This is a genomic window from Nocardioides sp. Root122 (assembly GCF_001425025.1).
Classification (GTDB): domain Bacteria; phylum Actinomycetota; class Actinomycetes; order Propionibacteriales; family Nocardioidaceae; genus Nocardioides.
Genome location: NZ_LMDE01000013.1, coordinates 262,480 through 289,306, shown reverse-complemented (window position 1 = coordinate 289,306; position 26,827 = coordinate 262,480). Strand labels below are relative to the sequence as shown.

The following is a 26,827-nucleotide window of genomic DNA, read 5'->3' as shown; positions in this document are numbered from 1 at the left end:
GGTTCGAGGCTCGCTGGCGCTCGCACCTCAACCACCGGGGTTGACAGGGGGCGGGCGTGGTTTCGAGGCTCGCTGGCGCTCGCACCTCAACCAGCGAGGGCAAGCGTGGGGCCGGCGTGGKTTCGAGGCTCGCTGGCGCTCGCACCTCAACCACCGAGGGTTGACAGGGGGCAGGCGTGGTCTCGAGGCTCGCTGGCGCTCGCACCTCGACCACCGAGGGGGATGGGATGGGGGGTCTCGTGACGGGACTGCGTCCCTCCTCGAGCAACGCGGGCCTCGCGCCAGCGGCGGGGCGGTGGATCTGGGAGGGTCGGAGGATGGCTGGGGTGATACGAGTGAAGGCGATGCTGGTGGCGCCGGACGCTGAGGGGCGGACGCATGCCGTGAGCGTCCTGCCGCCGACGGCCGAGAACCCCCACGGCTTCCATCGGCTGATCGGCGGGAACGTCGAGCTCGGGGAGACGCACCGGGAGTGCATCGTCCGGGAGGTGCGTGAGGAGCTCGGGGCCTCGGTCGAGGACCTGGTGCTCGTGAGCACGATCGAGAACATCTACCGGCTGGACGGCGAGCTGGGGCACGAGGTCGTCTTCGTCTACACGGGCCGGCTCGATCCTGAGCCCGCGCGCGAGGGTGCGACGTTGACCGAGGCGGACGGGAACGTCGTACCCGTGGTGTGGCGGCCCTTCGATGACGCGGCCGAGCCGCTGCCGCTGTTCCCGCTCGGCGCGGCTGGAGCCGCGCGGGCGCGGCTACGGTGACGGCATGTCTCGAGCGATCCACCACCTCGACCTGTGGGTCGACGACGTCGAGAGGGCCGAGGGGGAGTGGGGGTGGTTGTTGGGGTGGTGCGGCTGGCAGCGCGAGGCCGGCACGGTGTCGTGGGTGCACGACGACGGGACGTACCTCTTCATGGAGCACTCGCCGGACCAGCACGGCGCGCACGACCGGCTGCTGCCCGGCATCAACCACCTCGCGATGGTCGTGACGACGCGCGAGGGGCTCGACCGGATGCGCGCGGAGTCGACGGAGCACGGCTGGCACGAGCTGTACGCCGACCGCTACCCGCATGCCGGAGGGGACGGGCACGTCGCGCTCTACCTCGAGAGCTCCGAGGGGGTCGAGGTCGAGGTGGTCGTCGGCGAGTGACGCCCGGAGGGGTGGTCGCGCGCAGCGGTCGGCGGGTCTAGGTTGTCGGGTGGCCCAACTGAATCCCGCCCCCACCCTCGGGAGGTACGCGTGTCGTCCGACACCCTGATCGACGCATCCTGGCTGGACTACCTGCTCGTCGCGATCTACTTCGGCTTCGTCCTCGGCATCGGCGTGATGGCGCGCCGGTCGGTCTCGGACTCGATCGACTTCTTCCTCTCGGGGCGTTCGCTCCCGGCGTGGGTGACGGGCCTGGCGTTCATCTCCGCCAACCTCGGCGCCGTCGAGATCATGGGCATGTCCGCCAACGGTGCCGAGATCGGCCTGCCGACGGTGCACTACTTCTGGGTCGGTGCCGTGCCGGCGATGCTGTTCCTCGGCGTCGTGATGATGCCGTTCTACTACGGCTCCAAGGTCCGCTCGGTCCCCGAGTTCATGTTCAAGCGGTTCGGCACCGGCGCCCACCTGGTGAACGCGATCAGCTTCGCCGTCGCCCAGCTGCTCATCGCCGGCGTCAACCTCGCGCTGCTCGCCGGCATCGTGCACGCCCTGCTGGGCTGGCCGATCTGGGTCGCCCTCGTCGTCGCCGGCCTGATCGTGCTGTCCTACATCACGCTCGGCGGCCTCAGCGCGGCGATCTACAACGAGGTCCTCCAGTTCTTCGTCATCGTCGCCTCGCTGCTGCCGCTGACGCTGATCGGACTGCACCGCGTCGGTGGCTGGGACGGGCTCACCGACAAGATCACCGCGGCCGCCGACAAGGCTCCGGCCGACGCCGCCGTGGCCCCGGCCGCGCAGCAGCTCGAGTCCTGGCCGGGCCAGGCGCTGTCGGGCTTCGACTCGCCGCTCCTCTCGGTGATCGGCATCGTCTTCGGCCTCGGGTTCGTGCTCTCCTTCGGCTACTGGACGACGAACTTCGTCGAGGTGCAGCGCGCGATGGCCTCGGACTCCATCTCGTCGGCCCGCAAGACGCCGGTGATCGGCGCCTTCCCGAAGATGTTCGTGCCGTTCATCGTGATCATCCCCGGCATGATCTCGGCGGTCCTCGTGCAGGAGATGATCGACCTCAAGAACGGCGGCAGCCCCGCGGGCGGTGCCTCCGGCGACGGGGTGGCCTACAACGACGCGCTCCTCCTGCTGATGCGCGACGTGCTGCCCAACGGCCTGCTCGGCCTGGCGATCGCCGGCCTGCTCGCCGCCTTCATGGCCGGCATGGCGGCCAACATCTCCGCCTTCAACACCGTCTTCTCCTACGACCTGTGGCAGCGCTACATCCGCAAGGACCACACCGACGACTACTACCTGCGCATCGGCCGCCTCGCGACCGTCGCGGCGACCGTCATCGCGATCTTCACCGCCCAGATCGCGATGGGCTACGACAACGTCATGAACTACCTCCAGACGCTGTTCGGGTTCTTCAACGCGCCGCTGTTCGCCACCTTCATCCTCGGCATGTTCTGGAAGCGGATGACCCCGACCGCCGGCTGGGTCGGCCTGGTCGCCGGCACGCTGTCGGCCATCGCGATCGACCGCCTCGCCGCGGCCGGGGTGATCGACCTGCCCGGTCAGGGAGCCGCGTTCCTCGCCGCGTCCACCGCCTTCGTCGTCGACATCGTCCTCAGCGTGGTCGTCTCGCTCGTGACCGAGCCGAAGCCTGCCTCCGAGCTCCGCGGACTCGTCTACTCCGAGACGCCGCGCGAGGACCGCACGGACCCGGAGGAGGCCTCCATGCCGTGGTACCGCCGCACGGTCCCGCTCGCCGGCATCGCACTCGCGATGGTCATCGTCCTCAACATCGCCTTCTGAGCCCGAGACAAGGAAGGGGAGCCACCATGTCCGACACCGACACGACCGACACCAGCCGCAAGCCCCACAAGGCAGGCGCCTTCGACATCCGCAACATCATCGGCGCGCTGATGGGCGTCTACGGCGTGATCCTGACGCTGGCCGGCCTGTTCGGCGACAAGGAGCTCGACAAGACCGGCGACGTCAACGCCAACCTCTGGACCGGCATCGCCCTCATCGCCGTCGCGGCGTTCTTCCTCGGCTGGGCGCGCCTCAAGCCGATCGTCGTGCCCGCCGACATCGACCGGCCGGACGACGACCCGACGCGTCCGGCGCCGCAGCGCAAGCGGCCGCCCACCCACTGACCTGACGCACCACCACCCTCTGGCGGTCTAGTGTCCCTGCATGGACAGCCGCTCGTCGGGCCTCGCCGACCTCATCGGTGGGATCACCGCTGAGCTCGACGAGCGCCTGGCGGGCGCCGACGCCGACCTGGCCCGCCACTACCCGGGCGCGCGACCCGGCCGCCAGCCGGTGCACACCGTCTACGTCCCGGCCGACCGCTTCCACGCCAGCCTCGTGCAAGAGCACGCAGACGCCGCGCTCGCCGCTGTCGCGGAGCACGAGCCGGTGCTGCTCGACCTGCTCGGCGGCGACCGCGGCCTGCTCGACCGGGTCCGGGCGAAGCTCGCCGCGGAGCCCGTCGAGGACCTGCGCATCGACCTCGAGGACGGCTACGGCACCCGGCCCGACGACGAGGAGGACCGCGACGTCGTACGCGCGGCCGGGGAGCTGCGCACCGCCCTGGACGACGGCACCGCGCCGCCCGGCACCGGCATCCGCTTCAAGAGCCTCGAGGCGCCGACCCGGCGCCGCGGGGTGCGCACCCTCACCCTCTTCCTCGAGCGCCTGGCCCGGGGCCGAGGGCTGCCGACCGGCTTCGTGGTGACGCTGCCGAAGGTGACCGCGGTGGAGCAGGTCGAGGCACTCGTCCACGCCGCCGAGCGGCTCGAGGCCGCACTGGGCCTGGGCGACCGGGCGCTCGCGTTCGAGATCCAGGTGGAGACCCCGCAGTCGATCCTCGGCCCCGACGGCACCGCGCTCGTCGCGCGGATGGTGCACGCCTCGGACGGCAGGTGCACCGGCCTGCACTACGGCACCTACGACTACAGCGCCTACTGCGGCGTCGCCGCTGCCCAGCAGAGCCTCGAGCACCCCGTCGCCGACCACGCGAAGGCCGTCATGCAGGCCGCTGCCGCGGGCACCGGCGTACGCCTCTCCGACGGGTCCACCAACGTGCTGCCGGTCGGCGGGGCCGACGAGGTGCGGGCCGCCTGGGCCAACCACCTCCGGCTGGTACGCCGCTCGCTCGAGCGCGGCTACTACCAGGGCTGGGACCTGCACCCGGCCCAGCTGCCGACGCGCTTCGCAGCCACCTTCGGCTTCTACCGCGACGGCTGGACGGCCGCCGCCCAGCGGCTGCACACCTACGTCGGGCGCCGGGAGTCCGGCGTCCTCGACGAGCCCGCGACGGCGCGGGCTCTCGCCGACTTCCTGCTGCGCGGGCTCGACTGCGGGGCGCTGACGGCGGCGGAGGTCGACGAGGCGACCGGGCTCGACACGCGGGCCCTGGCGACACTGGCGCACCGCGCCGGGGGAGAGGCAGGCTGAGCCGATGGGGATCGTCCTGGGGCCGAACCAGTACGGCAAGGCGGAGACGCGCGTGGTCCGGATCGTGCGCGACACACCGCGCCACGAGATCCGCGACCTCACCGTGTCGACGTCGCTGCGCGGCGACTTCGCGTCGGCGCACACCCACGGCGACCAGTCGCACGTGCTGCCCACCGACACCCAGAAGAACACCGCCTTCGCCTACGCGAAGAAGCACGGCATCAGCTCCCCCGAGGACTACGCGATCGCCCTCGGCGCCCGGCTGCTCGAGGCCACGCCCGCCGCGGAGGGCGCGCTCGTGCAGGTGCAGGAGCACGCCTGGGACCGCATCGAGGTCGACGGGCAGGGCCACGACCACGCCTTCGTCCGTCGTGGTGGCGAGGTCCGCACCGCCCGGGTCGACGTGACGCGCGAGCGCACCGAGGTCGCCGCCGGCGTCGAGGACCTCGTCGTCCTGAAGTCGACAGGCTCGGAGTTCAAGGGGTTCCTGCGCGACGACTACACGACGCTCCCCGACGCCGACGACCGGATCCTCGCCACCGCCCTCCGCGCCGAGTGGCGCTACCGCCACGGCGCGGACATCGACTGGAACGCGACCCACGACGCCGTGCGGGCGCTCCTGCTCTCCACGTTCGCGACGACCTACAGCCACGCCCTCCAGGAGACCCTCTACGCGATGGGCCGCGCCGTCCTCGAGGCCCACGACGAGGTCACCTCGGTCAGCATGACGGCGCCCAACAAGCACCACTTCCTCGTCGACCTGCAACCCTTCGGGCTGGACAACCCGGGCGAGGTGTTCATCGCCGCGGACCGGCCCTACGGCCTGATCGAGGCGACGGTCCTGCGCGACGACGAGGCCCGATGAGCGGCACGGAGTCCGCCCTGGCGGCGTTCAACGAGCTGCCCGCCGACGACGCGCGGGCCCGACTGCTGGTCTGCCTCGACGCACCGCGGTGGGCCGAGGCCGTCACGCTCGCCCGGCCCTACGTCGACGTCGGCGAGCTCGAGGACGCGATGGTCGCCGCCGCGGCCGTGATCACCGACGACGAGCTCGAGCAGGCGCTGGCCCGGCACCCCCGCATCGGCGAGCGCGCCGACGCGGCGCAGCACGACGCCGAGCACTCGACGCGCGAGCAGGCGGGGGTCGACCGCGGCGACGCCGACGTCGTACGCGCGCTCGCGGAGGGCAACCGTGCCTACGAGGAGCGCTTCGGCCGCGTCTTCATCGTCCGCGCGGCCGGGCGCAGTGGGCCGGAGATCCTCGACCACCTGCGGCACCGGCTCGACAACTCCGACGAGCTCGAGCGGGCCGCGACGATCGACCAGCTGGCCCAGATCGCCGTGCTGCGGATGAAGGAGGCGTTGTCCTGATGGCGTCGTTGAGCACCCACGTCCTCGACACCGCGAGCGGACGCCCGGCCGCGGGCCTGCGGATCACCCTCGAGTCGGCCGACGGCAGCATCCTCGCCGAGGGGCTCACCGACGCCGACGGGCGGATCGGCGACCTCGCCGCCGACCTGGTCGCCGAGGACCACGTCCTGCGCTTCGACACCGGCGCGTGGTTCGCCGCCCAGGGGACCACGGCCTTCTACCCCGAGGTCGTGGTCACCTTCGCCGTCGGTGACGACGAGCACTACCACGTCCCCCTGCTGCTGAGCCCGTTCGGCTACTCCACCTACCGGGGCAGCTGAGCGTGGCCGCCGACCTCCTGCTCCGCGCCCCCCGCGCGGTCGTCGGCGACTCCGAGGTCGCCTGCTCCGTGCGTGTCCGCGACGGCATCGTCGTCGCCCTCGGGGCGTACGACGACCCGGCGGGGGAGGCCGACGTCGTCGAGCTCGCAGCCGACGAGGTGCTGCTGCCCGGAATGGTCGACACCCACGTGCACGTCAACGAGCCCGGCCGCACCGAGTGGGAGGGCTTCGCCAGCGCCACCCGGGCCGCGGCCGCGGGCGGCGTCACCACGATCGTGGACATGCCGCTCAACAGCATCCCGCCCACCACGACGGTTGCCGCCCTCGAGGAGAAGCGCGCCGTGGCACGGGGCCAGGTGTTCGTCGACGTCGGCTTCTGGGGCGGCGCGGTCCCGGGGAACACCGCTGACCTCGCCGAGCTCCACGAGGCCGGCGTCTTCGGCTTCAAGTGCTTCCTGCTCGACTCGGGTGTCGAGGAGTTCCCCCACCTGGCGCCGACCGACTTCACCGAGGCGATGGCGGAGACCGCGCGGCTCGGCGCGCTGATGATCGTGCACGCCGAGGACGGCGACGTGGTCGGCGACTGCGCCCACGGGGCGGCGTACGCCACGTTCCTCGCGAGCCGCCCCGATGCGGCGGAGGAGCAGGCCATCGACCTCGTCGTCGCCACGGCCCGCGCCACCGGCGGACGGGCCCACGTCGTCCACCTCAGCGCGTCCGGTGCCGTCCCGGCCCTGCGCGAGGCCCGCGCCGGCGGGGTCGACGTGAGCGTGGAGACCTGCCCGCACTACCTCGTCTTCGACGCGGGCTCGATCCCCGACGGCGCGACCGAGCTCAAGTGCTGCCCGCCGATCCGCGACTCCAGCAACCGCGACGCGCTCTGGGCAGCGCTCGCCGCGGGCGACATCGACCTGGTGGTCAGCGACCACTCGCCGTGCACCGAGGACCTCAAGCGCCGGGACTCCGGCGACTTCGCGGAGGCGTGGGGTGGCATCGCCTCCCTCCAGCTCGGGCTGCCCGCCGTGTGGACCGCGGCGCGCGAGCGCGGGGTGCCGCTGACCGACGTGGTGCGCTGGATGTCGACCGCGCCGGCCCGCCGGGTCGGGCTGGTCGGCAAGGGCGACCTCGCGGTCGGCGCCGAGGCCGACTTCTGCGTCTTCGCCCCCGACGAGCCGTGGACCGTCGACGTCGCACGGCTGCACCACAAGAACCCGGTCTCGCCCTACGCCGGGCGTACGCTCGCCGGCACCGTGCGCGGGACCTGGCTGCGTGGCGCACCGATCGACCTGGCCGCCGACCCGCGCGGCCGCCTGCTGAGCAGGGAAGGGGTACGTGCATGAGCTACTGGGTGCCGACCGGAGGCCTGCCGGGGCAGACCGACCTGACCACCGGGGAGTCGGGCCGCGCGGTCTTCACCGAGGCTTACGCCGTGCTCCCGCGCGGCACCATGCGCGACATCGTCACCAGCCGGCTGCCGCACTGGGACGACACCCGGCTGTGGGTGATCGCCCGTCCGCTGTCCGGCTTCGCCGAGACCTTCTCCTGGTACGTCGTCGAGGTCGCGCCCGGCGGCGGGTCCGAGCGGCCGGACGACGACCCCGAGGCGGAGGCCGTCCTGCTCGTCGTCGGCGGCACGGCATCCCTGACGCTGGGGAGCGTGGAGCACCGGGTCGGCCCGGGTGGCTACGCCTTCGTCCCGCCCGGCACCGCCTGGTCGCTGCGCAACGACGCCGACGAGCCGGCGACGTTCCACTGGATCCGCAAGGCCTACGAGCGGGTCGACGGCGTCGACGTGCCGGAGGCGTTCGTGGTGCACGAGGACGACGTGGCGATCGAGCCGATGCCCGGCACCGACGGTGCCTGGGGCACGCAGCGCTTCGTCGACCCGCTCGACGTACGCCACGACATGCACGTCAACATCGTCACCTTCGAGCCGGGCGGGGCGATCCCGTTCCCGGAGACCCACGTGATGGAGCACGGGCTCTACGTCCTGGAGGGCAAGGCGGTCTACCTCCTCAACAAGGACTGGGTCGAGGTGCAGGCCGGCGACTTCATGTGGCTGCGCGCCTTCTGCCCGCAGGCCTGCTACGCCGGCGGCCCCGGCCGGTTCCGCTACCTGCTCTACAAGGACGTCAACCGCCACCCGCGGCTGCGCCTCAATTCCTCGGCATTGTGACCCGCGTCACGTACGATGGCACTGACAGGTCGTCGTTCTGCATGGACAACCGGCGGCCCATGACTCCCTGAACCATGCACGGAGGGGAGTGCCGTGTCCGAAGCGCAGATCACCGTCAATGGTCAGCCGCGCCCGCTCGCCGGGGTGCCCGTCCACACCAACGCGCTCGACCTCCTGCGCGGCCTCGGCCTGACCGGGGCCAAGGAGGGCTGCGCCGAGGGGGAGTGCGGCGCCTGCGCGGTGCTCCTCGCCCGGCCCGACGGCGCCGGCACCCGGTGGACGCCGGTCAACGCCTGCCTGGTGCCCGCGGCCGCGCTCGACGGCCAGGAGGTCGTCACCGCCGAGGGGCTCGGCAGCCCCGGACACCTGCACCCGGTGCAGGCCGAGCTCGCGGTGCGGGGCGGCTCGCAGTGCGGCTACTGCACGCCCGGCTTCGTGTGCTCGATGGCCGCCGAGTACTACCGGACCGACCGCGCGGCCCCTGCGGGTCCGGCCGCCGGCCCCGACCCCGAGCACGGCCCCAACGGCTTCGACCTCCACGCGATCGGCGGCAACCTCTGCCGCTGCACCGGCTACCGCCCGATCCGCGACGCCGCGTGGGCGCTGGGGGAGCCCGCACCCGGCGACCCCCTCGCCGAACGGCAGTCGGCCCCCGCGCCGGCACCCGTCGCGACCCGGCTCGACGGCTTCGCGCGGCCGGCCGACCTCGCCGAGGCGCTGTCCCTGCTCGCCGAGCACTCCGACGCCACGGTCGTTGCCGGCTCCACCGACTGGGGCGTGGAGGCCAACCTGCGCGGCCGCCGGGCGTCGTACGTCGTCGCGGTCGACCGGGTGCCCGAGCTGCGGGCACTGTCGACCGACGGGCCCGGCGGGGCCGTGGAGATCGGCGCGGCGCTCACGCTGAGCGAGGTCGAGCGCGGCCTCGGCGACGCGGTGCCGCTGCTCGCGCAGGTCTGGCCGCAGTTCGCGTCGCGGCTGATCCGCAACAGCGCCACCGTCGGCGGCAACCTGGCCACGGCGTCGCCGATCGGCGACCTGGCCCCGACCCTGCTGGCGCTCGAGGCGCGCCTCGTGCTCGCCTCCGCCGACGGCGACCGCGAGGTGCCGCTGGCGGAGTTCTTCACCGGCTACCGCACGACCGTCCTCCGTCCCGGCGAGCTCGTCCGGAGCGTCCGGGTGCCGAGGCCGCTCGCCGGGCTGACGACGTTCCGCAAGGTCGCCAAGCGGCGCTACGACGACATCTCCAGCGTGGCCGTCGCAGCCGCCGTCGATGTCGTTGACGGCACGGTGGTCCGGGCCCGGATCGGCCTCGGCGGCGTCGCGGCCACACCCCTGCGCGCGCGGCGGACCGAGGCGGTCCTCGAGGGCCGGGCGTGGAGCGCGGAGACCGTCGCGGCGGCCGCGACGGTGCTGGCCGCCGAGGGCACCCCGATCGACGACCAGCGGGCGAGCGCGGCCTATCGCTCGGCGATGCTCGGCAACGCGCTGCGCGCGTGGTGGGAGGAGGTGGCGCGATGAGCGTCGGCCAGCCGCTGCCCCACGAGAGCGCGGACCTCCACGTCACCGGACACGCGCTCTACACCGACGACCTGGTCCACCGGACCCCGCGCGTGCTGCACGCCCACCCCGTCTGCTCGCCACACGCCCACGCCCGGGTCACCGGGCTCGACGTCACCCCGGCGCTGGCGGTCGAGGGCGTCGTCCGGGTCCTGACGGCCGACGACGTGCCGGGCGTCAACGACGCGGGCGTCAAGCAGGACGAGCCGCTGTTCCCCGAGATCGTGATGTTCGTCGGCCACGCGGTGTGCTGGGTGCTGGGGGAGACGCTCGAGGCCGCCTGCCTCGGCGCGACCGCGGTGCGGGTCGACTACGAGCCGCTGCCCGCCATCGTGTCCCTCGCCGAGGCGATCGACGCCGAGAGCTTCCAGGGCGGTCGGCCCGTCATCGAGCGCGGCGACGTCGAGCAGGGCCTGGCCGAGGCGACCCACGTGTTCAGCGGGGTCACCGAGATGGCGGGGCAGGAGCACTTCTACCTCGAGACCCATGCCGCCCTCGCGCTGGTCGACGAGGCGGGCCAGGTGTTCGTGCAGAGCAGCACCCAGCACCCCACCGAGACCCAGGAGATCGTGGCGCACGTGCTGGGCCTGCACAGCCACCACGTCACCGTGCAGTGCCTGCGCATGGGCGGCGGCTTCGGCGGCAAGGAGATGCAGCCGCACGGCTTCGCGGCGGTCGCAGCCCTCGGCGCGACACTCACCGGACGGCCGGTGCGACTGCGCCTCACCCGCACCCAGGACATGACGATGACCGGCAAGCGGCACGGCTTCCACGCCCAGTGGCGGGTCGGCTTCGACGACGCCGGCCGGTTGACGGCGCTGGAGGCGACGCTGACCTCCGACGGCGGGTGGAGCCTCGACCTCAGCGAGCCGGTGCTCGCGCGCGCCCTGTGCCACGTCGACAACGCCTACTGGATCCCGCACGTGCGCCTGCACGGTCGGGTGGCGCGCACGCACAAGACGTCGCAGACGGCCTTCCGTGGCTTCGGCGGACCCCAGGGGATGCTCGTGATCGAGGACGTCCTGGGCCGCTGCGCCCCGCTGCTGGGGATCGACCCGGGCGACCTGCGGGCCCGCAACTTCTACGTCGAGGGCCAGGCCACGCCCTACGGCCAGGTCGTACGCCATCCCGAACGTCTCGTCGCCGTGTGGGAGCAGGTGCTGGCCGACGGCGAGGTCGAGCGCCGGCGTCAGGAGATCGCGGCCTTCAACGCCGCGCACCGCCACGTCAAGCGCGCCCTGGCGGTGACGCCGCTGAAGTTCGGGATCTCCTTCAACTTCACCGCGTTCAACCAGGCCGGTGCGCTGGTGCACGTCTACAAGGACGGCTCGGTGCTCATCAACCACGGCGGCACCGAGATGGGCCAGGGCCTGCACACCAAGATGCTCCAGGTCGCCGCGACCAGCCTCGGCGTCCCGCTCGAGCGGGTCCGGCTCGCGCCCACCCGCACCGACAAGGTGCCCAACACCTCCGCCACCGCCGCCAGCTCCAGCACCGACCTCAACGGCGGCGCGGTCAAGGACGCCTGCGAGCAGGTCCTGGCCCGGCTGCGCGAGGTCGATGCCGGGCGCGGCCTGCCCTGGGACGAGCTGGTGCGGGAGGCCTACTTCGGCCGGGTCCAGCTCTGGGCCGCCGGCTTCTACCGGACCGAGGGCATCCACTGGGACTCCACCGCGATGCAGGGCCACCCGTTCAAGTACTTCGCCTACGGTGCCGCGGCGGCGGAGGTCGAGGTCGACGGCTTCACCGGCTCCCACCGGACCCGTCGCGTCGACATCGTCCACGACGTCGGCGACAGCCTGTCCCCCCTGGTCGACGTCGGCCAGATCGAGGGCGGCTTCGTGCAGGGGATGGGCTGGCTGACCCTCGAGGACCTGCGGTGGGACGAGTCCGATGGCGCCGGCCGCGGTCGACTGACGACGCAGTCGGCCAGCACCTACAAGCTCCCCAGCGTGGGCGAGCTGCCCGACGAGCTCAACGTCGCGCTGCTCGAGCACGCCCACGAGGACGGCGTGGTCCACGGCTCCAAGGCGGTCGGCGAGCCGCCGCTGATGCTCGCGTTCTCGGTCCGGGAGGCCCTGCGTGAGGCGGCCGCGGCGTTCGGGCCGGCCCGGGTGAGCGTCGAGCTCGCCTCGCCGGCCACCCCCGAGGCGGTGTTCTGGGCGGTGGAGCGATCGCGCCGGGCGGCAGCCGACCACGTCCTCGATGGCCTGCCGGGCCGGGTGCCCGATCCGCCCGACCCGTCGGCGCCACGCCTGCACCCGGAGTCCGAGCAGGTCGACAACACCGCGGGGAGGTCCTGACGTGCACTGGCTGGCGGCGGTCCAGGCGCTCCGCGACGAGCGGCAGGCCGGCGTGCTCGTCACCGTCGCCGACGTCCGCGGTCACGCACCCCGCGACGCCGGCGCCAAGATGGTGGTCGCGCACGGACGGTCGTGGGGGAGCGTGGGTGGCGGCAACCTCGAGGAGACCGCGGTCGAGCGGGCGCGCGCGATGCTCACGACCGGCGTCGTCGAGCCCGAGCAGCTCACCCTCGGCCTGACCGACCGGGCCCGCACCGACCACGGCCGCCAGTGCTGCGGCGGCGAGGTGACCCTCATGCTCGAGCCGCTGCCCGTCGTCCCCGCCGTCGCCGTCTTCGGGGTCGGGCACGTCGGGCTCGAGCTGGCCCGCATCCTGGCCGGCCACGACCTCGACCTGCACCTCGTCGACTCACGGGCCGACCAGCTGGGCACGGAGCGTCTGGCTCCCGTCCGGGCCGGGGAGGCGCGCGTTCGGGTCCACCACGCACCCGTCCCCGAGCTCGCGCTCGGCTCCGTGCCCCCCGGCACCCACGTCCTGGTGATGACGCACGACCACGCCGAGGACTTCGCCCTCTGCGACGCGGCGCTGCGGTGTGCCCACCTGGGCTCGATCGGGCTCATCGGGTCGGCCGCCAAGTGGGCGCGCTTCCGCACCGGACTCACGGTCGAGGGGCACGACGACGCGACCGTCGGCCGCATCCGCTGCCCGATCGGGCTGGCCGGGCTGCCCGCCAAGGAGCCCGCGGCGATCGCGGTGTCCGTCGCCGCCGAGCTGGTCGGCCTGTTCGCCGCCGACCGCGTCCGGACCGGCCCTTGACCACCCCGGTGAGCGGCACCCGGGTGCTCTACCGGGCCCGCGCCTTCGACACCCCCGACGACCCCTTCGACCCGGCGACCGCCGGTCCCGGCTTCCGTCACGACGACGACCTCGGCCTGCTGGTCTCCGACGACGGCGTCATCCGGGCCCGCGGCCCGTTCGCCGCGGTGGCGGCCGCCCATCGCGACGCGGCCGTGATCGACCTGCGCGCGGGACTGCTCCTGCCGGGGCTGGTGGACACGCACGTCCACTTCCCCCAGGTCCGGGTGATCGGCGCGCTCGGCATGCCGCTGCTCGAGTGGCTCGACCGCTGCGCGCTGCCCGAGGAGCAACACCTCGCCTCACCGTCGTACGCCGCCACGATCGCCGGCGAGTTCGTCGCCGGCCTGGTCTCGGCCGGGACGACCACGTCGCTGGTCTTCGGATCCCACTTCGCTCCTGCGGTCGACGCGCTGCTCGCCGAGGCGGAGCGCTACGGCCTGCGGATGACCAGCGGCCTCGTGGTGAGTGACCGGATGCTGCCCGACCCGCTCCTCACCACGCCGCAGCGGGCCTACGACGAGGCGCTCGCGCTGGCTTCGCGCTGGCACGGTCGCGAGCGGCTGCGCTACGCCGTGACGCCTCGCTTCTCGCTGTCGGCCTCCGACCCGGTCCTGGCCGCCTGCCGGGCGGTGCTCGACTCCGTGGACGGTGCCTGCTTCACCTCCCACGTCAACGAGAACAACGCCGAGGTCGCCACGGTCGCGGGCCAGTTCCCCGACCGCGCGCACTACGTCGACACCTACGACCACCACGCGCTGCTGGGGTCGTTCGCCGTGCTGGCCCACAACGTGCACCCCACCGACCCCGAGCTCGCCGTGATGGCCGCGCGCGGGACGGCGGTCGCCTACTGCCCGACGAGCAACGCCGCGCTCGGGTCCGGGATGTTCCCGCTCACGCGCCACCTCGCGGCCGGGGTGCGGGTCGCGCTGGGCAGCGACGTCGGTGCGGGCACCGGGTTCTCGATCTTCAAGGAGGGCCTGCAGGCCTACTTCCTCCAGCACCTGATGGGGGACCAGGGGATGCCGCTCGGCGCAGGGCACCTGCTCCACCTGGCCACCGCGGCGGGTGCGGCAGCGTTGGGCCTGGGGGACACCGTCGGCGACCTGTCCGAGGGCAAGCAGTTCGACGCCCTCCTGCTCCGCCCACCGCCCGGCACCGCGCTCGACATCGGGCTCCGGCACGCCGAGACCCCCGAGGCCGCGCTGGGCAAGGTCTTCGCGCTCGCCTCCGACGCCGACGTCGCCGACGTGTGGGTCGGCGGCGAGCAGATCGCGTCGGGCGGGTTCGTGCGGCCGGTCACTCCCCGCGCGCCAGCAGGACGTCGTACGCCCGCAGGGTGAGGAAGTCGGGGAAGTCCTCGTCGAGCGCGCAGTCGACGAACAGCCGCCTGGCTTCCTCGTCCAGGTCAGTGCCGGCCTCGCGGAGCGCGGCGTGCTCCTCGGCGACGATGCGCTCGACGAGCCCGCGGGTGACCACCTCGCCGGTGTCGAGCCGGGCACCGTTGTAGACCCACTGCCACACCTGGGAGCGGGAGATCTCCGCGGTGGCGGCGTCCTCCATGAGGTGGTCGATCGCGGCGGCACCGTTGCCCGACAGCCAGGCGTGGAGGTAGAGCATGGCGATGCGCACGTTGGCGCGCAGTCCTGCCTCGGTGCGCTCGCCGGGGGTGGCGGACACGGCGAGGAGGTCCTCGGCGCCCACCGCGACGTCGTCGCGCGTGACGTCGAGCTGGTTGTCCCGGCCACCCAGCACGTCGTCGAACACCTCGGCACACAGCGGCACGAGGTCGGGGTGGGCCACCCACGAACCGTCGAAGCCGGCGCGGGCCTCGCGGGTCTTGTCCTCGCGGACCTTGGCGAAGGCGCGCTCGTTGACCTCGGGGTCACGCCGGCTCGGGATGAACGCCGCCATCCCGCCGATGGCGAACGCCCCGCGGCGGTGGCAGGTCCGCACCAGCAGGTCGCTGTAGGCCTGCATCATCGGCGCGGCCATCGTCACCGCGTTGCGGTCGGGCAGCGTGAAGGCCCCGCCCGCGTCGCGGAAGTTCTTGATGATGCTGAACAGGTAGTCCCAGCGACCCGCGTTGAGCCCGGCGACGTGGTCGCGGAGCTCGAAGAGGATCTCGTCCATCTCGAAGGCGGCGGTGATCGTCTCGATCAGCACGGTCGCGCGCACCGACCCGTGGGGGACCCCGAGGGTCGCCTCGGCGTGGGTGAACACCTCGTCCCACAGCCGCGCCTCGAGGTGCGACTCCGTCTTGGGCAGGTAGTAGTAGGGCCCGCTGCCGCGCTCGAGGAGCGCCCGCGCGTTGTGGAAGAAGTGCAGGCCGAAGTCGACCAGGGCGGCGACGACCGGACGCCCGTCCCGCGTGAGGTGGGCCTCGTCGAAGTGCCAGCCCCGCGGTCGGGGCAGGACGACCGGGGCGGACGCCGGGTCGGCCACGGCGTACGCCTTGCCGTCGGGGGAGGTGAAGGTGAGCTGCCCGCCCACGGCGTCGTGGAGCGTGAGCTGGCCGCCCACGACGTTGCGCCAGTGCGGGGTGTTGGCGTCCTCGAGGTCGGCCAACCACACCCGGGCGCCGGAGTTGAGGGCGTTGATCGCCATCTTGGGCTCGGTGGGACCGGTGATCTCCACGCGGCGGTCGCGCAGGTCGGCGGGCACCGACGCGACCGTCCAGTCACGGGCGCGCACGTCGGCGGTCTCGGGCAGGAAGTCGAGGGTGCCGGTGCGCGCGACCTGCTCGCGACGGGTGCGCCGGGCCGCCAGCAGCTCGTCGCGGCGGTCGTGGAAGCGGGCGTCGAGGTCGGCCACGAAGGCGAGCGCGTCGGGTGTGAGGACCTCCTCGGAGCGCGGCACGGACGGGGCTGCGACGACGAGGCCGGACATGCCGGTCACGATAGCCTCGAGGCGATGTCACGCGCCCGCTTCCTCCCCGTCGCGCTCGCCCTCCTCGCACCCCTGCTGACGTCGTGCGCCGAGGACGATCCGACCATCGCGCTGCTCGTCGCGGACCGCTCCGACAGCGCCTCCCGCTCGGTCGACGTGCAGGCGTTCACCGACCGGGTCGAGGCGACGTGCGACGAGTGCCGCGTGACCGTGTACGACGCCGAGGGCGACGTCGAGACGCAGAAGAGCCAGGCCCGCCAGGCCGAGGCCGCAGCCGTCGGCGCGCTGGTGGTCGTCCCGGTCGACGGGGACGCCCTGGCGTCGGTGGTCTCCGCCGACCTCCCCGTGGTCTCCCTCGGGGATCTGGTCCCGGGCTCGGACCGCTTCGTGGGCCTGTCCGGCGGGGCGGTCCCCGTCCAGCGCGGCTCGGACGTCGAGGCCGCCCGTGAGGTGCTGATGGGCGAGGAGCAGTCGATGACCTACGTGCCCACCCGGGCGATGACCGAGCAGGCGGCCGACGTCGCCGTCGCCTTCCTGGCCGACACCGTGCCCGAGGGCGGCGAGGACGTCGACGGTGTCCGGACGTGGCTCTACGACGACGTCGAGGTCACCCTCGACACCCTCACCTCGGTGCTCGTCGCGGACGGCGCGATCACGCTCGACGACCTCTGCGCGGGCACGACGGCGAAGCGCTGCGTACGGTGGGGCCTGCGATGATCGAGATCCTCACTCCAGTCCAGGTCGACCGGGCCCGCCGCACGGGTGCGCTCGTGGCCGACATCCTCCAGACGCTGCGCAGCCGCAGCCAGGTCGGCACCAACCTGCTCGACCTCGACCGCTGGACCGCCGAGATGATCGCGGCCGCCGGCGCGGAGTCCTGCTACGTCGACTACGCCCCGTCCTTCGGGCGCGGCCCGTTCGGCCACTACGTCTGCACGGCGGTCAACGACGCCGTCCTGCACGGCCGCCCGCACGACCAGCGGCTCGCCGACGGCGACCTGCTCACCCTCGACCTCGCCGTCCGCCTCGACGGCATCGCCGCGGACTCCGCGATCAGCTTCATCGTCGGCGAGAGCCGCCCCGCGGAGTCGGTCGAGCTGATCGAGGTGACCCAGCGCGCCCTGGCCGCGGGCATCGCCGCAGCCCGCCCCGGTGCGCGGATCGGCGACCTCTCGCACGCCATCGGCACGGTGCTCCACGAGGCCGGCTACCCGATCAACATGCAGTTCGGCGGCCACGGCATCGGGACGACGATGCACCAGGACCCGCACGTCTCCAACGACGGGCGACCCGGCCGGGGCTACCAGCTCCGACCGGGCCTCCTGCTCGCGCTCGAGCCGTGGATCATGGCCGACACCGCCGAGCTCGTCACCGACGAGGACGGATGGACGCTGCGCAGCGCCACCGGCTGTCGGACGGCCCACAGCGAGCACACCATCGCCATCACCGAGGACGGCGCGGAGGTGCTGACGCTGCCGACCGCCTGACCCCCGCGGGTCAGTGCACGGTCTCCAGCGGGGCCTCCGCCTCCGCCTCGGTGAGCGGGGTGTCGGCCGAGTCGAGCTTGCTCGGCCACCAGATCTTTCCGCCGAGGTCGAGGTTGAGGGCGGTGACCAGCACCGACCGGACGACCAGGGTGTCGAGCATGACGCCGAGCGCCACGGCCACGCCGAGCTCGGCCAGGAACACCAGCGGCAGCGAGCCCAGCACCAGGAACGTCGCGGCCAGCACGATGCCGGCCGAGGTGATCACGCCACCGGTGGAGGCCAGGCCGATCAGCGAGCCCTTGCGGGTGCCGTAGGTCGCGGTCTCCTCCCGGACCCGGGTCATCAGGAAGATGTTGTAGTCGATGCCCAGCGCCACGAGGAACACGAAGGCGAACAACGGGAATCCCGGATCGGACCCGGCGAAGCCGAAGACGTACTCGAAGAGCAGCGCCGAGATGCCGAGCGCGGCGCCAAAGGACAGCACCACGGTGGCGATGAGGATCAAGGGTGCGAGCACCGCACGGAGCAGGCCGATCAGGATCAGCAGCACCACGCCGAGCACGAGCGGCATGATCACCTTGCTGTCACGCTCGGACGCGATCTTGGTGTCGAGGTAGAACGCGGCACCGCCGCCGACCACGGCGTCGGCCCCCGACACCTCGTGGACCGCCTCGCGGCTGGCCTCGACGATGTCGGCGGCCTTCGTGGAGGAGATGTCGGCGTTGACGGTCGCCTCGAACCAGACCCGGTCGTCGCTGATCGGCTGGGCCTCGCCCGGCGTGCCGAGCCCGTCGATGCCCTGGAGCGACGCGGCGACAGCCTGCGCCTGGTCGGGGTTGGTGACCACCTGGATGGTGTTGGAGTTGTCGGCCAGGTCGTGCTCGGTGAGCAGCTTCTGGCCCTTGATGGAGTCGAACTCCTTCGTGTAGGTGTCCTCGGTCGACAGGCCGGACGCGTCGAGCCGGAACAGGCCCAGGCAGGCGAGCAGCAGCAGGCCGGTCGTCGTCAGCCAGACCCGGCGCGGGCGGTGGCTGATCGCGCGCCCGACGCGCGCCCACAGGCCGTTGGCGGTCGGCTCGGCGCTGCGGTAGGTCGGGCGCTTGGGCCAGAAGACCCAGCGTCCGCAGATCACCAGCAGGGCCGGCAGCAGGGTGATCATCACCAGCATCGTCACCGCGACGCCGATGGCGAGGACCGGGCCGAGGCCGGCGGTGGAGTTGAGGTCGGCGAACGACAGGCACAGCATGCCGACCGCGACGGTCGCGGCGCTGGCGAAGATCGCGGGCGCCGCCCGGTGCAGGGCGAACGCCATCGCCTCGTGGCGGTCCTCGTGGCGACGGAGCTCTTCCCGGTAGCGGGCGACGAGCAGGAGGGCGTAGTCCGTTCCTGCGCCGATGACGAGGATGCTCAGGATGGCCTGGCTCTGGCCGTTGACGGTGAGGTCGGCGTACTTCGCCAACAGGTAGACCAGGCCGGTGGCGATGAAGTTGGCCGACACCGCGCACAGGATCGGCAGCAGCCACAGGATGGGGCTGCGATAGGTGAAGAGCAGGATCACGATCACCACGGCGAGGGTGGCGAAGATCAGGTTGGTGTCGATGCCCTCGAAGGCCTCCGCGGAGTCGGCCGCCTGGCCGCCGTAGCCGGCGAGGTGGACCTCGCCGCCGTCGAGCGTGGAGATGTCCCGGATCTCCGCGGCGGCGTCGGGGATGTCGTTCCACCCGTTGGTGCCGAAGTTGAGCACGAAGTAGAGGTAGGCGACGTCGCCGTCCTCGGAGACCAGCGTCGGCACGGGTGCGCCCTGCGCCTTGGCGGCCTCGGCGGCGGCCGGGGTCAGCACGCCCTCGTCGGTGACGCCGTCGAGCGCGGCGATCTCGGGGCCGTCCTCCTCCATCGCGGCGAGGTCGGCGTCGGTCAGCCCGCCGTCGCGGTGGTAGACCACGAGGGTGGGGATGTCGTTGGGGTCGACGGTCTCGGACAGCTCCTCGAGCACCTGGGTCGACTCGGCCGACTCGGGCAGCCACGACGACGCCTCGTTGTTCTGGACCGAGGTGAGCTTGGCCGAGAAGACCGCCATGAAGCCGGTCAGGACCAGCACCGCCCCGAGGACGATCCACTTGGTCACACGGCCGGTGAGCGAACCGGCGATCTGTCGATGCATGCGCCCAGTCGAACAGCACGGTCCGACATCGTGCATCGGTAAAAACCCTGAGGTCTAGACCGGGAGCTCCCCGGTCGCACGCTCAGCGGGTCTGCAGCCGGAACGGCGACGGGGCGTCCATCGAGGCGGTGCGGGGCGCGACGGCGTACTCCATGGAGCCGTCCACGCCGAGCCGGACCACGGCCCACTCGCCGTCCTGGAAGGTCACCACGAGCACGTGCTCCGCGTCCTCCCACACCTCGTCGAAGTACGTCGCCGAGTGCCCGTTGCGGGCGTAGGTGAAGGTGCGGGTCACCGAGCCGTCGGCCGTCGCGAGGACGCCCAGGACCTTGGGGCCGAACCCGTCGGCGTACGCCGGCGTGCCGAGGACGTGTCCGTTGTCGGGCGCGATGTCGGACAGCTGGTTGTCGCAGGTGCGCCACTTCACCCGCGAGCTGCGCATCATCACGCTGCACGCCCCGAAGTCGCTCAGCGAGGTGATGCCGCCGAGCCAGCGACCGCGACCGGTGGTGGCCAGCCGGACGTGCGGGACGCGGTCGACGATGCCGTGCGAGGACGTGTAGAACGCGCGGTGCGGCCCGTTCACGACGATCGAGCAGCCCGTGCCCGGGTCCCCCTCGCCCTCCTTGCAGTTCTCGCCTGAGACGGCGACGGCGTGGGCGGTGCCCGTGACGGGGGCGGGGTTGAAGCGGAACACCCGGTCGCCCTCCTGGTCGATCGTCCACACCTTGCCGGCGCGGCCCGCGAAGGCGACCACCTCGCCGAGCGGCGAGACGGCGAGGCCGTAGCCGGTGCGCCACTCGCGTCGGCCCGGCGTGCCGTCGGCGGCGACCCAGCGCACCGTCGCCGGACGGTGGAGCGCCGTCTGCACGACGAAGCCCGACCCCATCGGCGCGAGGGCGACGACGTTGTTGGGCACGGGTGTCGTGGTGCCCTCGGCGCCGTGGATGACCGTCCGGCCCGAGCGGCGCTCGGTCCAGGCGATCGCCGGTGGCGCGCCCTGCGACAGGTGGCGCACGTCGAGCACGGTGCGCGGTGCCTTCGCGCGGGCATCCGTGCCCGCCTGTGCGGTCACGGCCGGCGCGGACGGGACGAGGGCGGCGACCGCGAGCGTGGCCGCGGCCAGGACCGTGGTCCGGGAGAGGGTCTTCATGATGGGGAGACGTCTCGCGTCCGGGGTTGGTTGCGTCAGCCGCCGGGAGACGCCGCCGGCACCTCGAGGCCCTCGGCGGCGAGCACCTCGCGCAGCCGGTCCGGCCGGTTGGTGATCAGCCCGTCCACGCCGAGCCGCACCAGGTGGCGCTGCGTCGCCTCGTCGTCCACGACGTAGGGGATGACCGCCAGCCCGACCGCGTGGGCGCGCCCGACCAGGTCGGCGGAGGCGAAAGGGACGTAGGCCGGGTCGTCCACGCCGGCCAGGAACGGCGAGCCGTGGATCGGGGAGATCGCCGTGAACCCCTCCGCCGCGGCCGTCCGGACGAAGTCGGCGTCGACCGCGATCCCGTCGAACCAGGGCGACGGGGCGTCGGCGCGTGCCTTGAGGTACTTCGGCGAGACGAGGAGGTTGCGGGCGAGAGCCGGCTCCGCATCACCGACGCGGGTCAGCACGCCCCAGTCGAAGCACTGGATGCTGGTGCGCCCGACGAGCCCGTCGATCCGCAGCGCCTCGACGACCTTCGCGACGAACGCCTCGCGCGTGGTCAGCCCCGCGGCGTCGAGGGCGTCGTACTTGATCTCGAGGTTGATCCGCACCGTGTCGGCGTCGCGCTCCTCGAGCAGCGCGGCGACCTGGCGCAGCAGCGGCATCGACGGCGGCAGGTCGGCACGGGTGAGCTGCCGGATCCGCCGCGCGTCGGCCAGGGCCGGGTCGTGGGCGACCACGACGTCGTCCTCGGCCGTGAGGTGCACGTCGAGCTCCAGCGTCGAGACGCCCAGCGCGAGGGCGCGGCCGAAGGCCTCCAGGGTGTTCTCGGGCCAGAGCCCGGCGCCGCCGCGGTGCGCCTGCAGGTCGAAGAGCCTCACCCGTAGAGTCTGTCGACCACGTCCGAGTACTTGGCGTTGACCACCCGCCGCTTGAGCTTGAGGGTCGGGGTGAGCTCCTCGGACTCGGCGGTCCACTCGGCCGGCAGCAGCTCCCACGCCTTGACCTGCTCGGGGCGGGAGAGCCGCTCGTTGGCGGCGTCGACCGCCGCCTGCGCCATGGCCCGGATCTGGGGCTTCTGGGACAGGTCGGCCAGGTCGGTGAACTCGATGCCCATCTTGGCGGCCACCAGCGGCGCGATCTCGCCGTCGAGGGTGAGGATCGCGACGACGTAGGGCTGGTTGTCGCCGATCGCCATGGCGTGACCGACGATCGGGGACTCCTTGAGGTAGTTCTCGATGTTGGACGGCGCGATGTTCTTGCCCGCCGAGGTGATGATCAGCTCCTTCTTGCGGTCCACGACCGAGTAGAAGCCGTCGTCGTCGACGGTGCCGATGTCGCCGGTGTGGATCCAGCCGTCGTCGTCGATCAGGGCACGGGTCGCGGACTCCTGGCGGTGGTAGCCGGGGGTGTTGACGGGGCCGCGGCACAGGATCTCGTTGTCCTCGGCGAGGCGCACCTCGATCCCAGGGTTGGGCCGCCCGACGGTGCCGAGCTTGAAGTGGCCGGGGCCGTTGGAGGTGAAGGCGCCGGTCGTCTCGGTCATGCCGTAGACGTCGTAGACGTGCAGGCCGAGGCCGCCCATGAAGCGGGCGACCTCCAGCGGCATCGGGGCCGCCGCGCTGGCCGCCCACCTCACCTGGTCGAGGCCGAGCAGCAGCCGCAGGAAGCCCAGGATCGCGGTGTCCGCCTGTTGGTAGGCCTCCTCGACCTCCGGCGTCATCTCGTTGCCGTACTCGTGGGCCTGGGTCCAGGCCAGGCCGGCGGCCATCGCGTCGTGGACGAGCTTCTGGTTGGCGGGGTCCGGGTCCTCGGCGAGCTTGGCCGAGATCCCGGTCTTGATCTTCTCCCACACCCGCGGGACGCCGAAGAACGCCGTCGGGTGGACCTCGCCGAGGGCGCCGAGCAGCCCGGCCGGGTCGGGGATCGCGTGCACGTGGTTGCCCAGGAACGGGGGTCCGTACGTCGCCAGCACCCGCTCGGCGATGTGCGCGAGCGGCAGGTAGCTGATCGTGCGCTGCTGGCCGCGGAGGCCGGCCGCGTCGAGCGTGGAGACGGCCTCGTACATGACGTTGTGGTGGGTGAGCACGACGCCCTTGGGGTTGCCGGTCGTGCCCGAGGTGTAGAGGTAGGTGGCCGGCAGGTCGGGGGTGATCTGGTCCATCCGCCCCTCGACACCGGACGTGTCGGCGCCACGGGCGAGGAAGTCCTCCCAGGTCATCACGCGCGGGTCGTCGACGCGGTCGGCGTCGGCGAACATCACGACGTGGCGGATCGAGTCGACCTCGGCCAGCGCGCTCTCCCAGCGCTGGTAGCGGTCGTGGTCCTCGAGGATGACCACGACCGGCTGGGACTCGCCGGCGATGAAGGCGACCTGGTCCTGGGCGAGGGTGTTGTAGATCGACATCGGCACGGCGGCCGCGGTCATCGCCCCGTAGTCGGCGAGCGTGTGCGCCGTCCGGTTCGAGGCCATCAGGGCCACGGGGTCGCCCTTCTCCACGCCGAGGTCCATCAGCGCCGCCGCGACCTGCTGGGTGAGCTCCCACGTCTCGGCCCAGGTGATCGTGGACCACGTCTCGCCCTCGGGCACGTCGAACCGGTCGGAGAACGCGGGCTCGTCGCCGAACCTGCCCGCGGCCTGGCGCACGGTGGCCGGCATGTGCAGGCCGAGGATGCGCGCCTCGTACTCCTCGCGCGCTGCCGCGACCTCGGCGGGGATCTCGTACGCCATCTCGTCGGCCATCTGGTGGCTCCTGCCTGTCTCGCACATGTCTCGGGCCATGTGGCGGGGGTCACATCATGGCGGCGACTCCTGCGGATGGCTAGGTCCGCCGCGCCCCGGATGGACCACTCGTGCAGCACGCCGGACTGGCTAGGGGTCGGGGACGTGTACAGCGACTACGCGAAGTGCTCCGTGTGCGGCTCCGAGGTCCGGCCGCGTGACACCTACCCCCTGGCCGGGAGGCGGTGCAGGGTGACGTCGTGCAGCGCGCCGTCGTACGTCGTCGCGGTCAGGTAGGTGCAGTGCGGCTGCCGCCGGCGGTCGGTGGGTGAGCCCGGGTTGAGCAGCCGGAGGCCGGACTCCGCGGTGGTGTCCCACGGGATGTGGCTGTGCCCGAACACCAGCACGTCGAGGTCGGGGAAGGCCTGTGCCATCCGCTCCTCGCGCCCCTTCGCCTGACCGGTCTCGTGCACGACGCCGATCCTCACGCCGTCGAGCTCGACCCGCGCAACCTCGGGGAGCCGCTCGCGCAGCACGCCGTGGTCGTTGTTGCCGTGGACCCCGACCAGACGCTGCGACCGTGCCTCGAGCTCGTCGAGGAGGCGTATGTCGACCCAGTCGCCGGCGTGGATGACCACGTCGGCTTCCTCGACGGCCGCCCACACCTCGGCCGGCAGGTCCATGGCCCGCTTGGGGAGGTGGGTGTCGGCCAGCAGGAGGAGTCGGGTCGGCATCGGTCCAGTCAACCGGACCGGCCCGTGCCATCCGACGGACACGGTGCAGGCAGTTCGCGTGCCGACCATCCCGGCCCCCGCGTGCTGCTGGCCGCGCAGGGCGCGAACTGCCTTCCTGGTGCTCCGCGGGGCGGCGTCCGGGTCGACCGCGTAGGTTCTGGGGCATGGCCACTGACGAGAACACGACCGACGACATCGTCGCCGAGTCGTCCCTCCAGCTGTGGGCGGCGGCCCAGACCGACTTCGACCCGTTGCAGGTGCCCTCGGCGGAGTGGCCAGACCGGACCGTGCCGGTGCGCGACGCCGACATCGCCGTCGACACGCGGCTCGAGGTCGACGAGGTGCGCGCCTCGCTCGGCCGTCTCGACGGTGTGAAGGTCGTCGTCGCCCGCGAGGCCGGCACGTGGAGCGTGGTGCGGGTGGTCCCCGAGGACACGCCGCTCTAGGCCTCCTGGCCCTGCCGGCCGCTCAATGCGGCCAGGTCGCGCTCGGCGTAGAGCCGGTGCTCCCACTCCTCGTTGAGGACCACTTTCAGGCAGTCGGCGACGGTCAGCGACTGCGCCTCCGTCATGAACGGGGTGGCGCTCGTGACCGGGCGCGCGAGGCCCTCGTCGTCGAGGTCCGCGAGCACGGCGGCGACGGTGGCCCGCCGCTGCGCCCGCAGATCGAGCACCTCGTCGAGGGTGGGGCGTACGTCGCGGTCCCACGGGACGCCGTCGAAGGTCGGCGCCTCGTCCCAGGGCAGGTCCAGCGGGTGCCACGGGGACGGGTCGGCGAGCACGACCCCGGAGACCCAGCAGGCGTGGGCGAAGCCGAGGTGACGCAAGGTCTCGATGAACGACCACTCGCCGTCGACCTGCTCGTGCAGTGCGTCGGCCGGCAGCGTGCGAGCGCGCGCGAGGGTGGGCTCCCAGAGGCGGTCGATGGCCTCGAATGCCGTGCGGAAGCCGTCGGCGTCGCTCGGCCGCATGAGCGCACGCTCGGGGTGGCGACGGCCGAGCTCGGCCTCGACCAGCGGCACGACGTCGACGCCGTTGACCACGAGCCGGCCGAGCTCGCCGTGGATCTCGAGGTCGGGGACCTCCACGCCGGTCATCCGCACGCCGTCGAGCCAGGCGGCGCGCACCCGCAGGCCGCTGAGGTCGGCGTCGTGGATGGTGGCGCCGGTGAGTCGCACCTCGCGGAGCTCTGCGCGCGAGAGGTCCACCCGTCGGAACGTCGAGCCGCTCAGGTCCTGCTCGGTGAAGTCCGTCATGGACCCCACCGTAGGGACGGTTGCGGACGATCGGCGACCGCTACGCGCTCACCAGGTGAGCTCGATCTCGACCTCGTTCGACTCGCCGAGCTCCACCTCGACCTTGAGGGCGACCTCGTCGGGTACTGCGACGGTGATCCGGCCGCCGTCACGCACGAACTCGATCGAGTTGTGCTTGGCCAGCGAGTCGGCGAGGGCACGCAGCCGGGCGGCCGCCTCCTCGCGCGTCATGGTGCGGGTCTCGTCCATCTCGAAGAGGTCCATCGGGTCTCCCGGTTCGGGGTGGGTCGCGGTGGTGGTTGTCCCTCGAACCTAGCCAGCGGGTGGGAATCGGGGCTCCCCACCGTCGGCGCTGCGTGGCACCCTGACTGCGTGACCAGCTCCCTCCGCCACACCGTCGACGTGCCCGGTGCCACGCTCAGCTACGTCGTCCGCGGCGACCTCGCCGACGCGACCGCCGACCGGCCCCCGCTGCTGCTGTGCGGGTCACCCATGGACGGCACGGGGTTCGGCAGCCTCGCCGACCGGCTCCCCGACCGGGTGCTGGTGCTCGTCGACCCCCGCAACACGGGACACAGCCTCCGCGAGGACCCGACCGCAGCGGTCACGCCCGAGGAGCATGCCGAGGACCTGCACGCCCTCGTCGAGGCGCTCGGCGCCGGACCGGTCGACGTCTTCGCCTCCTCCGGTGCGGCGGTCAACTTCCTGTTCCTGGTCGCCGCGCACCCCGACGACGTACGCATCCTGGTGGCGCACGAGCCGCCGATGGCCGGGCTGCTGCCCGACGCCGAGGCGATCGCGGCGACGTGCGACGACATGGTCGCTACCTATGACGCCTCCGGGTTCGGGCCGGCGATGGCGCGCTTCATCGGCCTGGTCATGCACCGCGGCCCCGTCACGGGTGACGAGCCGGCGCCCGACCCCGCCGCCTTCGGCATGCCCACCGAGGACGACGGCTCCCGCGAGGACCCGCTCATGGCCAACATGCGTGGTGGAGGAGTCGTCCGCGTGCCCGACCTCGACGCGGTGCGCGACGCGTCCACGCGCGTGGTGGTCGCCGTCGGCGAGGAGTCCGGTGGTCCCGAGGACGGCGAGATCGCGGGCCGGGCTGCACACGCCGTCGCCGCTGCCCTCGGGCAGGAGCCCGTCGTGTTCCCCGGTGGCCACAACGGCTTCCTCGGCGGCGAGTTCGGCCAGACCGGCAAGCCCGACGAGTTCGCGCAGCGGCTGCGCGAGGTGCTCGCCGGCTGACC

26 protein-coding genes are annotated in these 26,827 nt (G+C 72.7%); 18 read left to right on the top strand and 8 right to left on the bottom strand.

The genetic code is table 11. From position 1 onward, the window contains the following. The first annotated feature begins 326 nt into the window (after positions 1–326). The 14 genes from ASC64_RS18445 to ASC64_RS18380 all read left to right on the top strand — a co-directional run bounded on the left by ASC64_RS18445 (position 327) and on the right by ASC64_RS18380 (position 14,528). On the top strand, positions 327–758 hold the full coding sequence (locus ASC64_RS18445; RefSeq protein ID WP_162245823.1) for an NUDIX domain-containing protein: 432 nt from the start codon (positions 327–329) through the stop codon (positions 756–758). A gap of 4 nt (positions 759–762) precedes the next feature. Beyond that, on the top strand, positions 763–1,146 hold the full coding sequence (locus ASC64_RS18440) for a VOC family protein (protein WP_056908995.1): 384 nt from the start codon (positions 763–765) through the stop codon (positions 1,144–1,146). 90 nt (positions 1,147–1,236) lie between these two features. Next, on the top strand, positions 1,237–2,952 hold the full coding sequence (locus ASC64_RS18435; RefSeq protein ID WP_056908994.1) for a sodium:solute symporter family protein: 1,716 nt from the start codon (positions 1,237–1,239) through the stop codon (positions 2,950–2,952). Positions 2,953–2,978: 26 nt separating this feature from the next. Next, positions 2,979–3,296 carry a hypothetical protein gene (locus ASC64_RS18430; RefSeq protein ID WP_056908993.1) on the top strand — a complete coding sequence of 106 codons (318 nt, stop codon included), beginning with the start codon at positions 2,979–2,981 and terminating at the stop codon, positions 3,294–3,296. Between the two features lie 40 nt (positions 3,297–3,336). Continuing rightward, entirely contained in the window at positions 3,337–4,602 is a 1,266-nt protein-coding gene (locus tag ASC64_RS18425; RefSeq protein ID WP_056908992.1) for a DUF6986 family protein, read from the top strand. Between the two features lie 4 nt (positions 4,603–4,606). Then, positions 4,607–5,467, top strand: coding sequence for a factor-independent urate hydroxylase (gene pucL, locus ASC64_RS18420; protein ID WP_056908991.1), 861 nt, complete (start codon positions 4,607–4,609; stop codon positions 5,465–5,467). Then, positions 5,464–5,973: a 2-oxo-4-hydroxy-4-carboxy-5-ureidoimidazoline decarboxylase gene (gene uraD / locus ASC64_RS18415; RefSeq protein ID WP_056908990.1), complete on the top strand. Its 510-nt coding sequence runs from the start codon at positions 5,464–5,466 to the stop codon at positions 5,971–5,973. Before pucL ends, uraD begins: the two co-directional genes overlap by 4 nt. After that, on the top strand, positions 5,973–6,293 hold the full coding sequence (gene uraH, locus ASC64_RS18410; RefSeq protein WP_056908989.1) for a hydroxyisourate hydrolase: 321 nt from the start codon (positions 5,973–5,975) through the stop codon (positions 6,291–6,293). The genes uraD and uraH overlap by 1 nt, the downstream gene beginning before the upstream one ends. Positions 6,294–6,295: 2 nt before the next feature. Then, positions 6,296–7,633, top strand: a complete 1,338-nt coding sequence (gene allB / locus ASC64_RS18405) for an allantoinase AllB (RefSeq protein WP_082550622.1) — start codon at positions 6,296–6,298, stop codon at positions 7,631–7,633. After that, on the top strand, positions 7,630–8,469 hold the full coding sequence (locus tag ASC64_RS18400) for a bifunctional allantoicase/(S)-ureidoglycine aminohydrolase (RefSeq protein WP_056908987.1): 840 nt from the start codon (positions 7,630–7,632) through the stop codon (positions 8,467–8,469). The genes allB and ASC64_RS18400 overlap by 4 nt, the downstream gene beginning before the upstream one ends. A 93-nt stretch (positions 8,470–8,562) precedes the next feature. Beyond that, on the top strand, positions 8,563–9,987 hold the full coding sequence (locus ASC64_RS18395; protein WP_056908986.1) for a xanthine dehydrogenase small subunit: 1,425 nt from the start codon (positions 8,563–8,565) through the stop codon (positions 9,985–9,987). Beyond that, positions 9,984–12,329: a xanthine dehydrogenase molybdopterin binding subunit gene (locus tag ASC64_RS18390; RefSeq protein ID WP_056908985.1), complete on the top strand. Its 2,346-nt coding sequence runs from the start codon at positions 9,984–9,986 to the stop codon at positions 12,327–12,329. The genes ASC64_RS18395 and ASC64_RS18390 overlap by 4 nt, the downstream gene beginning before the upstream one ends. Before the next feature lies 1 nt (position 12,330). Continuing rightward, positions 12,331–13,146 carry a xanthine dehydrogenase accessory protein XdhC gene (gene xdhC / locus ASC64_RS18385; RefSeq protein ID WP_056908984.1) on the top strand — a complete coding sequence of 272 codons (816 nt, stop codon included), beginning with the start codon at positions 12,331–12,333 and terminating at the stop codon, positions 13,144–13,146. Between the two features lie 8 nt (positions 13,147–13,154). Continuing rightward, positions 13,155–14,528 carry a guanine deaminase gene (locus ASC64_RS18380; protein WP_235563819.1) on the top strand — a complete coding sequence of 458 codons (1,374 nt, stop codon included), beginning with the start codon at positions 13,155–13,157 and terminating at the stop codon, positions 14,526–14,528. Here the strand turns inward: ASC64_RS18380 and aceB are convergent. Then, the gene (gene aceB, locus ASC64_RS18375; RefSeq protein WP_056909030.1) at positions 14,485–16,074 is read right to left on the bottom strand and encodes a malate synthase A; all 1,590 of its coding nucleotides are present in this window, start codon (positions 16,072–16,074) and stop codon (positions 14,485–14,487) included. The genes ASC64_RS18380 and aceB overlap by 44 nt on opposite strands. Positions 16,075–16,098: 24 nt before the next feature. On the opposite strand from aceB, the gene ASC64_RS18370 reads away from it, so the two are divergent. Then, positions 16,099–16,791, top strand: a complete 693-nt coding sequence (locus ASC64_RS18370; protein ID WP_056908983.1) for a hypothetical protein — start codon at positions 16,099–16,101, stop codon at positions 16,789–16,791. Further along, positions 16,788–17,561 (top strand): type I methionyl aminopeptidase, encoded by a 774-nt coding sequence (map, locus tag ASC64_RS18365; RefSeq protein ID WP_056908982.1) that lies wholly within the window; start codon positions 16,788–16,790, stop codon positions 17,559–17,561. The genes ASC64_RS18370 and map overlap by 4 nt, the downstream gene beginning before the upstream one ends. A gap of 10 nt (positions 17,562–17,571) precedes the next feature. Here the strand turns inward: map and ASC64_RS18360 are convergent, their stop codons facing one another. The 5 genes from ASC64_RS18360 to ASC64_RS18340 form a co-directional block, all read right to left on the bottom strand. Then, on the bottom strand, positions 17,572–19,722 hold the full coding sequence (locus ASC64_RS18360) for an MMPL family transporter (protein ID WP_056908981.1): 2,151 nt from the start codon (positions 19,720–19,722) through the stop codon (positions 17,572–17,574). A gap of 82 nt (positions 19,723–19,804) precedes the next feature. Continuing rightward, complete coding sequence (locus tag ASC64_RS18355) at positions 19,805–20,875, bottom strand: hypothetical protein (protein WP_056908980.1); 1,071 nt, start codon at positions 20,873–20,875, stop codon at positions 19,805–19,807. A gap of 35 nt (positions 20,876–20,910) precedes the next feature. Beyond that, a complete protein-coding gene (locus ASC64_RS18350) occupies positions 20,911–21,744 on the bottom strand; it encodes a glycerophosphodiester phosphodiesterase family protein (protein ID WP_056908979.1) in 834 nt (277 codons plus the stop codon). Next, positions 21,741–23,606, bottom strand: a complete 1,866-nt coding sequence (locus ASC64_RS18345; RefSeq protein ID WP_235563818.1) for an AMP-dependent synthetase/ligase — start codon at positions 23,604–23,606, stop codon at positions 21,741–21,743. Before ASC64_RS18345 ends, ASC64_RS18350 begins: the two co-directional genes overlap by 4 nt. A gap of 203 nt (positions 23,607–23,809) precedes the next feature. Then, the gene (locus tag ASC64_RS18340) at positions 23,810–24,319 is read right to left on the bottom strand and encodes a metallophosphoesterase family protein (RefSeq protein ID WP_056908978.1); all 510 of its coding nucleotides are present in this window, start codon (positions 24,317–24,319) and stop codon (positions 23,810–23,812) included. 164 nt (positions 24,320–24,483) lie between these two features. On the opposite strand from ASC64_RS18340, the gene ASC64_RS18335 reads away from it, so the two are divergent. Beyond that, the gene (locus ASC64_RS18335; RefSeq protein ID WP_056908977.1) at positions 24,484–24,765 is read left to right on the top strand and encodes a hypothetical protein; all 282 of its coding nucleotides are present in this window, start codon (positions 24,484–24,486) and stop codon (positions 24,763–24,765) included. On the opposite strand, the gene ASC64_RS18330 is transcribed toward ASC64_RS18335, so the two are convergent. Then, positions 24,762–25,574: a DinB family protein gene (locus tag ASC64_RS18330; protein ID WP_056908976.1), complete on the bottom strand. Its 813-nt coding sequence runs from the start codon at positions 25,572–25,574 to the stop codon at positions 24,762–24,764. The two genes, ASC64_RS18335 and ASC64_RS18330, sit on opposite strands and share 4 nt — an antisense overlap. A gap of 48 nt (positions 25,575–25,622) precedes the next feature. After that, positions 25,623–25,838 carry an amphi-Trp domain-containing protein gene (locus ASC64_RS18325; protein ID WP_056908975.1) on the bottom strand — a complete coding sequence of 72 codons (216 nt, stop codon included), beginning with the start codon at positions 25,836–25,838 and terminating at the stop codon, positions 25,623–25,625. Positions 25,839–25,946: 108 nt separating this feature from the next. Between ASC64_RS18325 and ASC64_RS18320 the strand changes: the two genes are divergently transcribed. Then, complete coding sequence (locus tag ASC64_RS18320) at positions 25,947–26,825, top strand: alpha/beta fold hydrolase (RefSeq protein ID WP_056908974.1); 879 nt, start codon at positions 25,947–25,949, stop codon at positions 26,823–26,825. Positions 26,826–26,827 lie beyond the last annotated feature (2 nt).

Coding starts and splice junctions, on each gene's coding strand:
- ASC64_RS18340 (WP_056908978.1), bottom strand. CDS start 24,319: ATGCCGACCCGACTCCTCCTGCTGGCCGACACCCACCTCCCCAAGCGG.
- ASC64_RS18425 (WP_056908992.1), top strand. CDS start 3,337: ATGGACAGCCGCTCGTCGGGCCTCGCCGACCTCATCGGTGGGATCACC.
- ASC64_RS18400 (WP_056908987.1), top strand. CDS start 7,630: ATGAGCTACTGGGTGCCGACCGGAGGCCTGCCGGGGCAGACCGACCTG.
- ASC64_RS18440 (WP_056908995.1), top strand. CDS start 763: ATGTCTCGAGCGATCCACCACCTCGACCTGTGGGTCGACGACGTCGAG.
- ASC64_RS18390 (WP_056908985.1), top strand. CDS start 9,984: ATGAGCGTCGGCCAGCCGCTGCCCCACGAGAGCGCGGACCTCCACGTC.
- ASC64_RS18370 (WP_056908983.1), top strand. CDS start 16,099: ATGTCACGCGCCCGCTTCCTCCCCGTCGCGCTCGCCCTCCTCGCACCC.
- ASC64_RS18335 (WP_056908977.1), top strand. CDS start 24,484: ATGGCCACTGACGAGAACACGACCGACGACATCGTCGCCGAGTCGTCC.
- ASC64_RS18355 (WP_056908980.1), bottom strand. CDS start 20,875: ATGAAGACCCTCTCCCGGACCACGGTCCTGGCCGCGGCCACGCTCGCG.
- ASC64_RS18430 (WP_056908993.1), top strand. CDS start 2,979: ATGTCCGACACCGACACGACCGACACCAGCCGCAAGCCCCACAAGGCA.
- ASC64_RS18330 (WP_056908976.1), bottom strand. CDS start 25,574: ATGACGGACTTCACCGAGCAGGACCTGAGCGGCTCGACGTTCCGACGG.
- aceB (WP_056909030.1), bottom strand. CDS start 16,074: ATGTCCGGCCTCGTCGTCGCAGCCCCGTCCGTGCCGCGCTCCGAGGAG.
- ASC64_RS18360 (WP_056908981.1), bottom strand. CDS start 19,722: ATGCATCGACAGATCGCCGGTTCGCTCACCGGCCGTGTGACCAAGTGG.
- ASC64_RS18345 (WP_235563818.1), bottom strand. CDS start 23,606: ATGGCCGACGAGATGGCGTACGAGATCCCCGCCGAGGTCGCGGCAGCG.
- ASC64_RS18325 (WP_056908975.1), bottom strand. CDS start 25,838: ATGGACCTCTTCGAGATGGACGAGACCCGCACCATGACGCGCGAGGAG.
- uraD (WP_056908990.1), top strand. CDS start 5,464: ATGAGCGGCACGGAGTCCGCCCTGGCGGCGTTCAACGAGCTGCCCGCC.
- uraH (WP_056908989.1), top strand. CDS start 5,973: ATGGCGTCGTTGAGCACCCACGTCCTCGACACCGCGAGCGGACGCCCG.
- map (WP_056908982.1), top strand. CDS start 16,788: ATGATCGAGATCCTCACTCCAGTCCAGGTCGACCGGGCCCGCCGCACG.
- pucL (WP_056908991.1), top strand. CDS start 4,607: ATGGGGATCGTCCTGGGGCCGAACCAGTACGGCAAGGCGGAGACGCGC.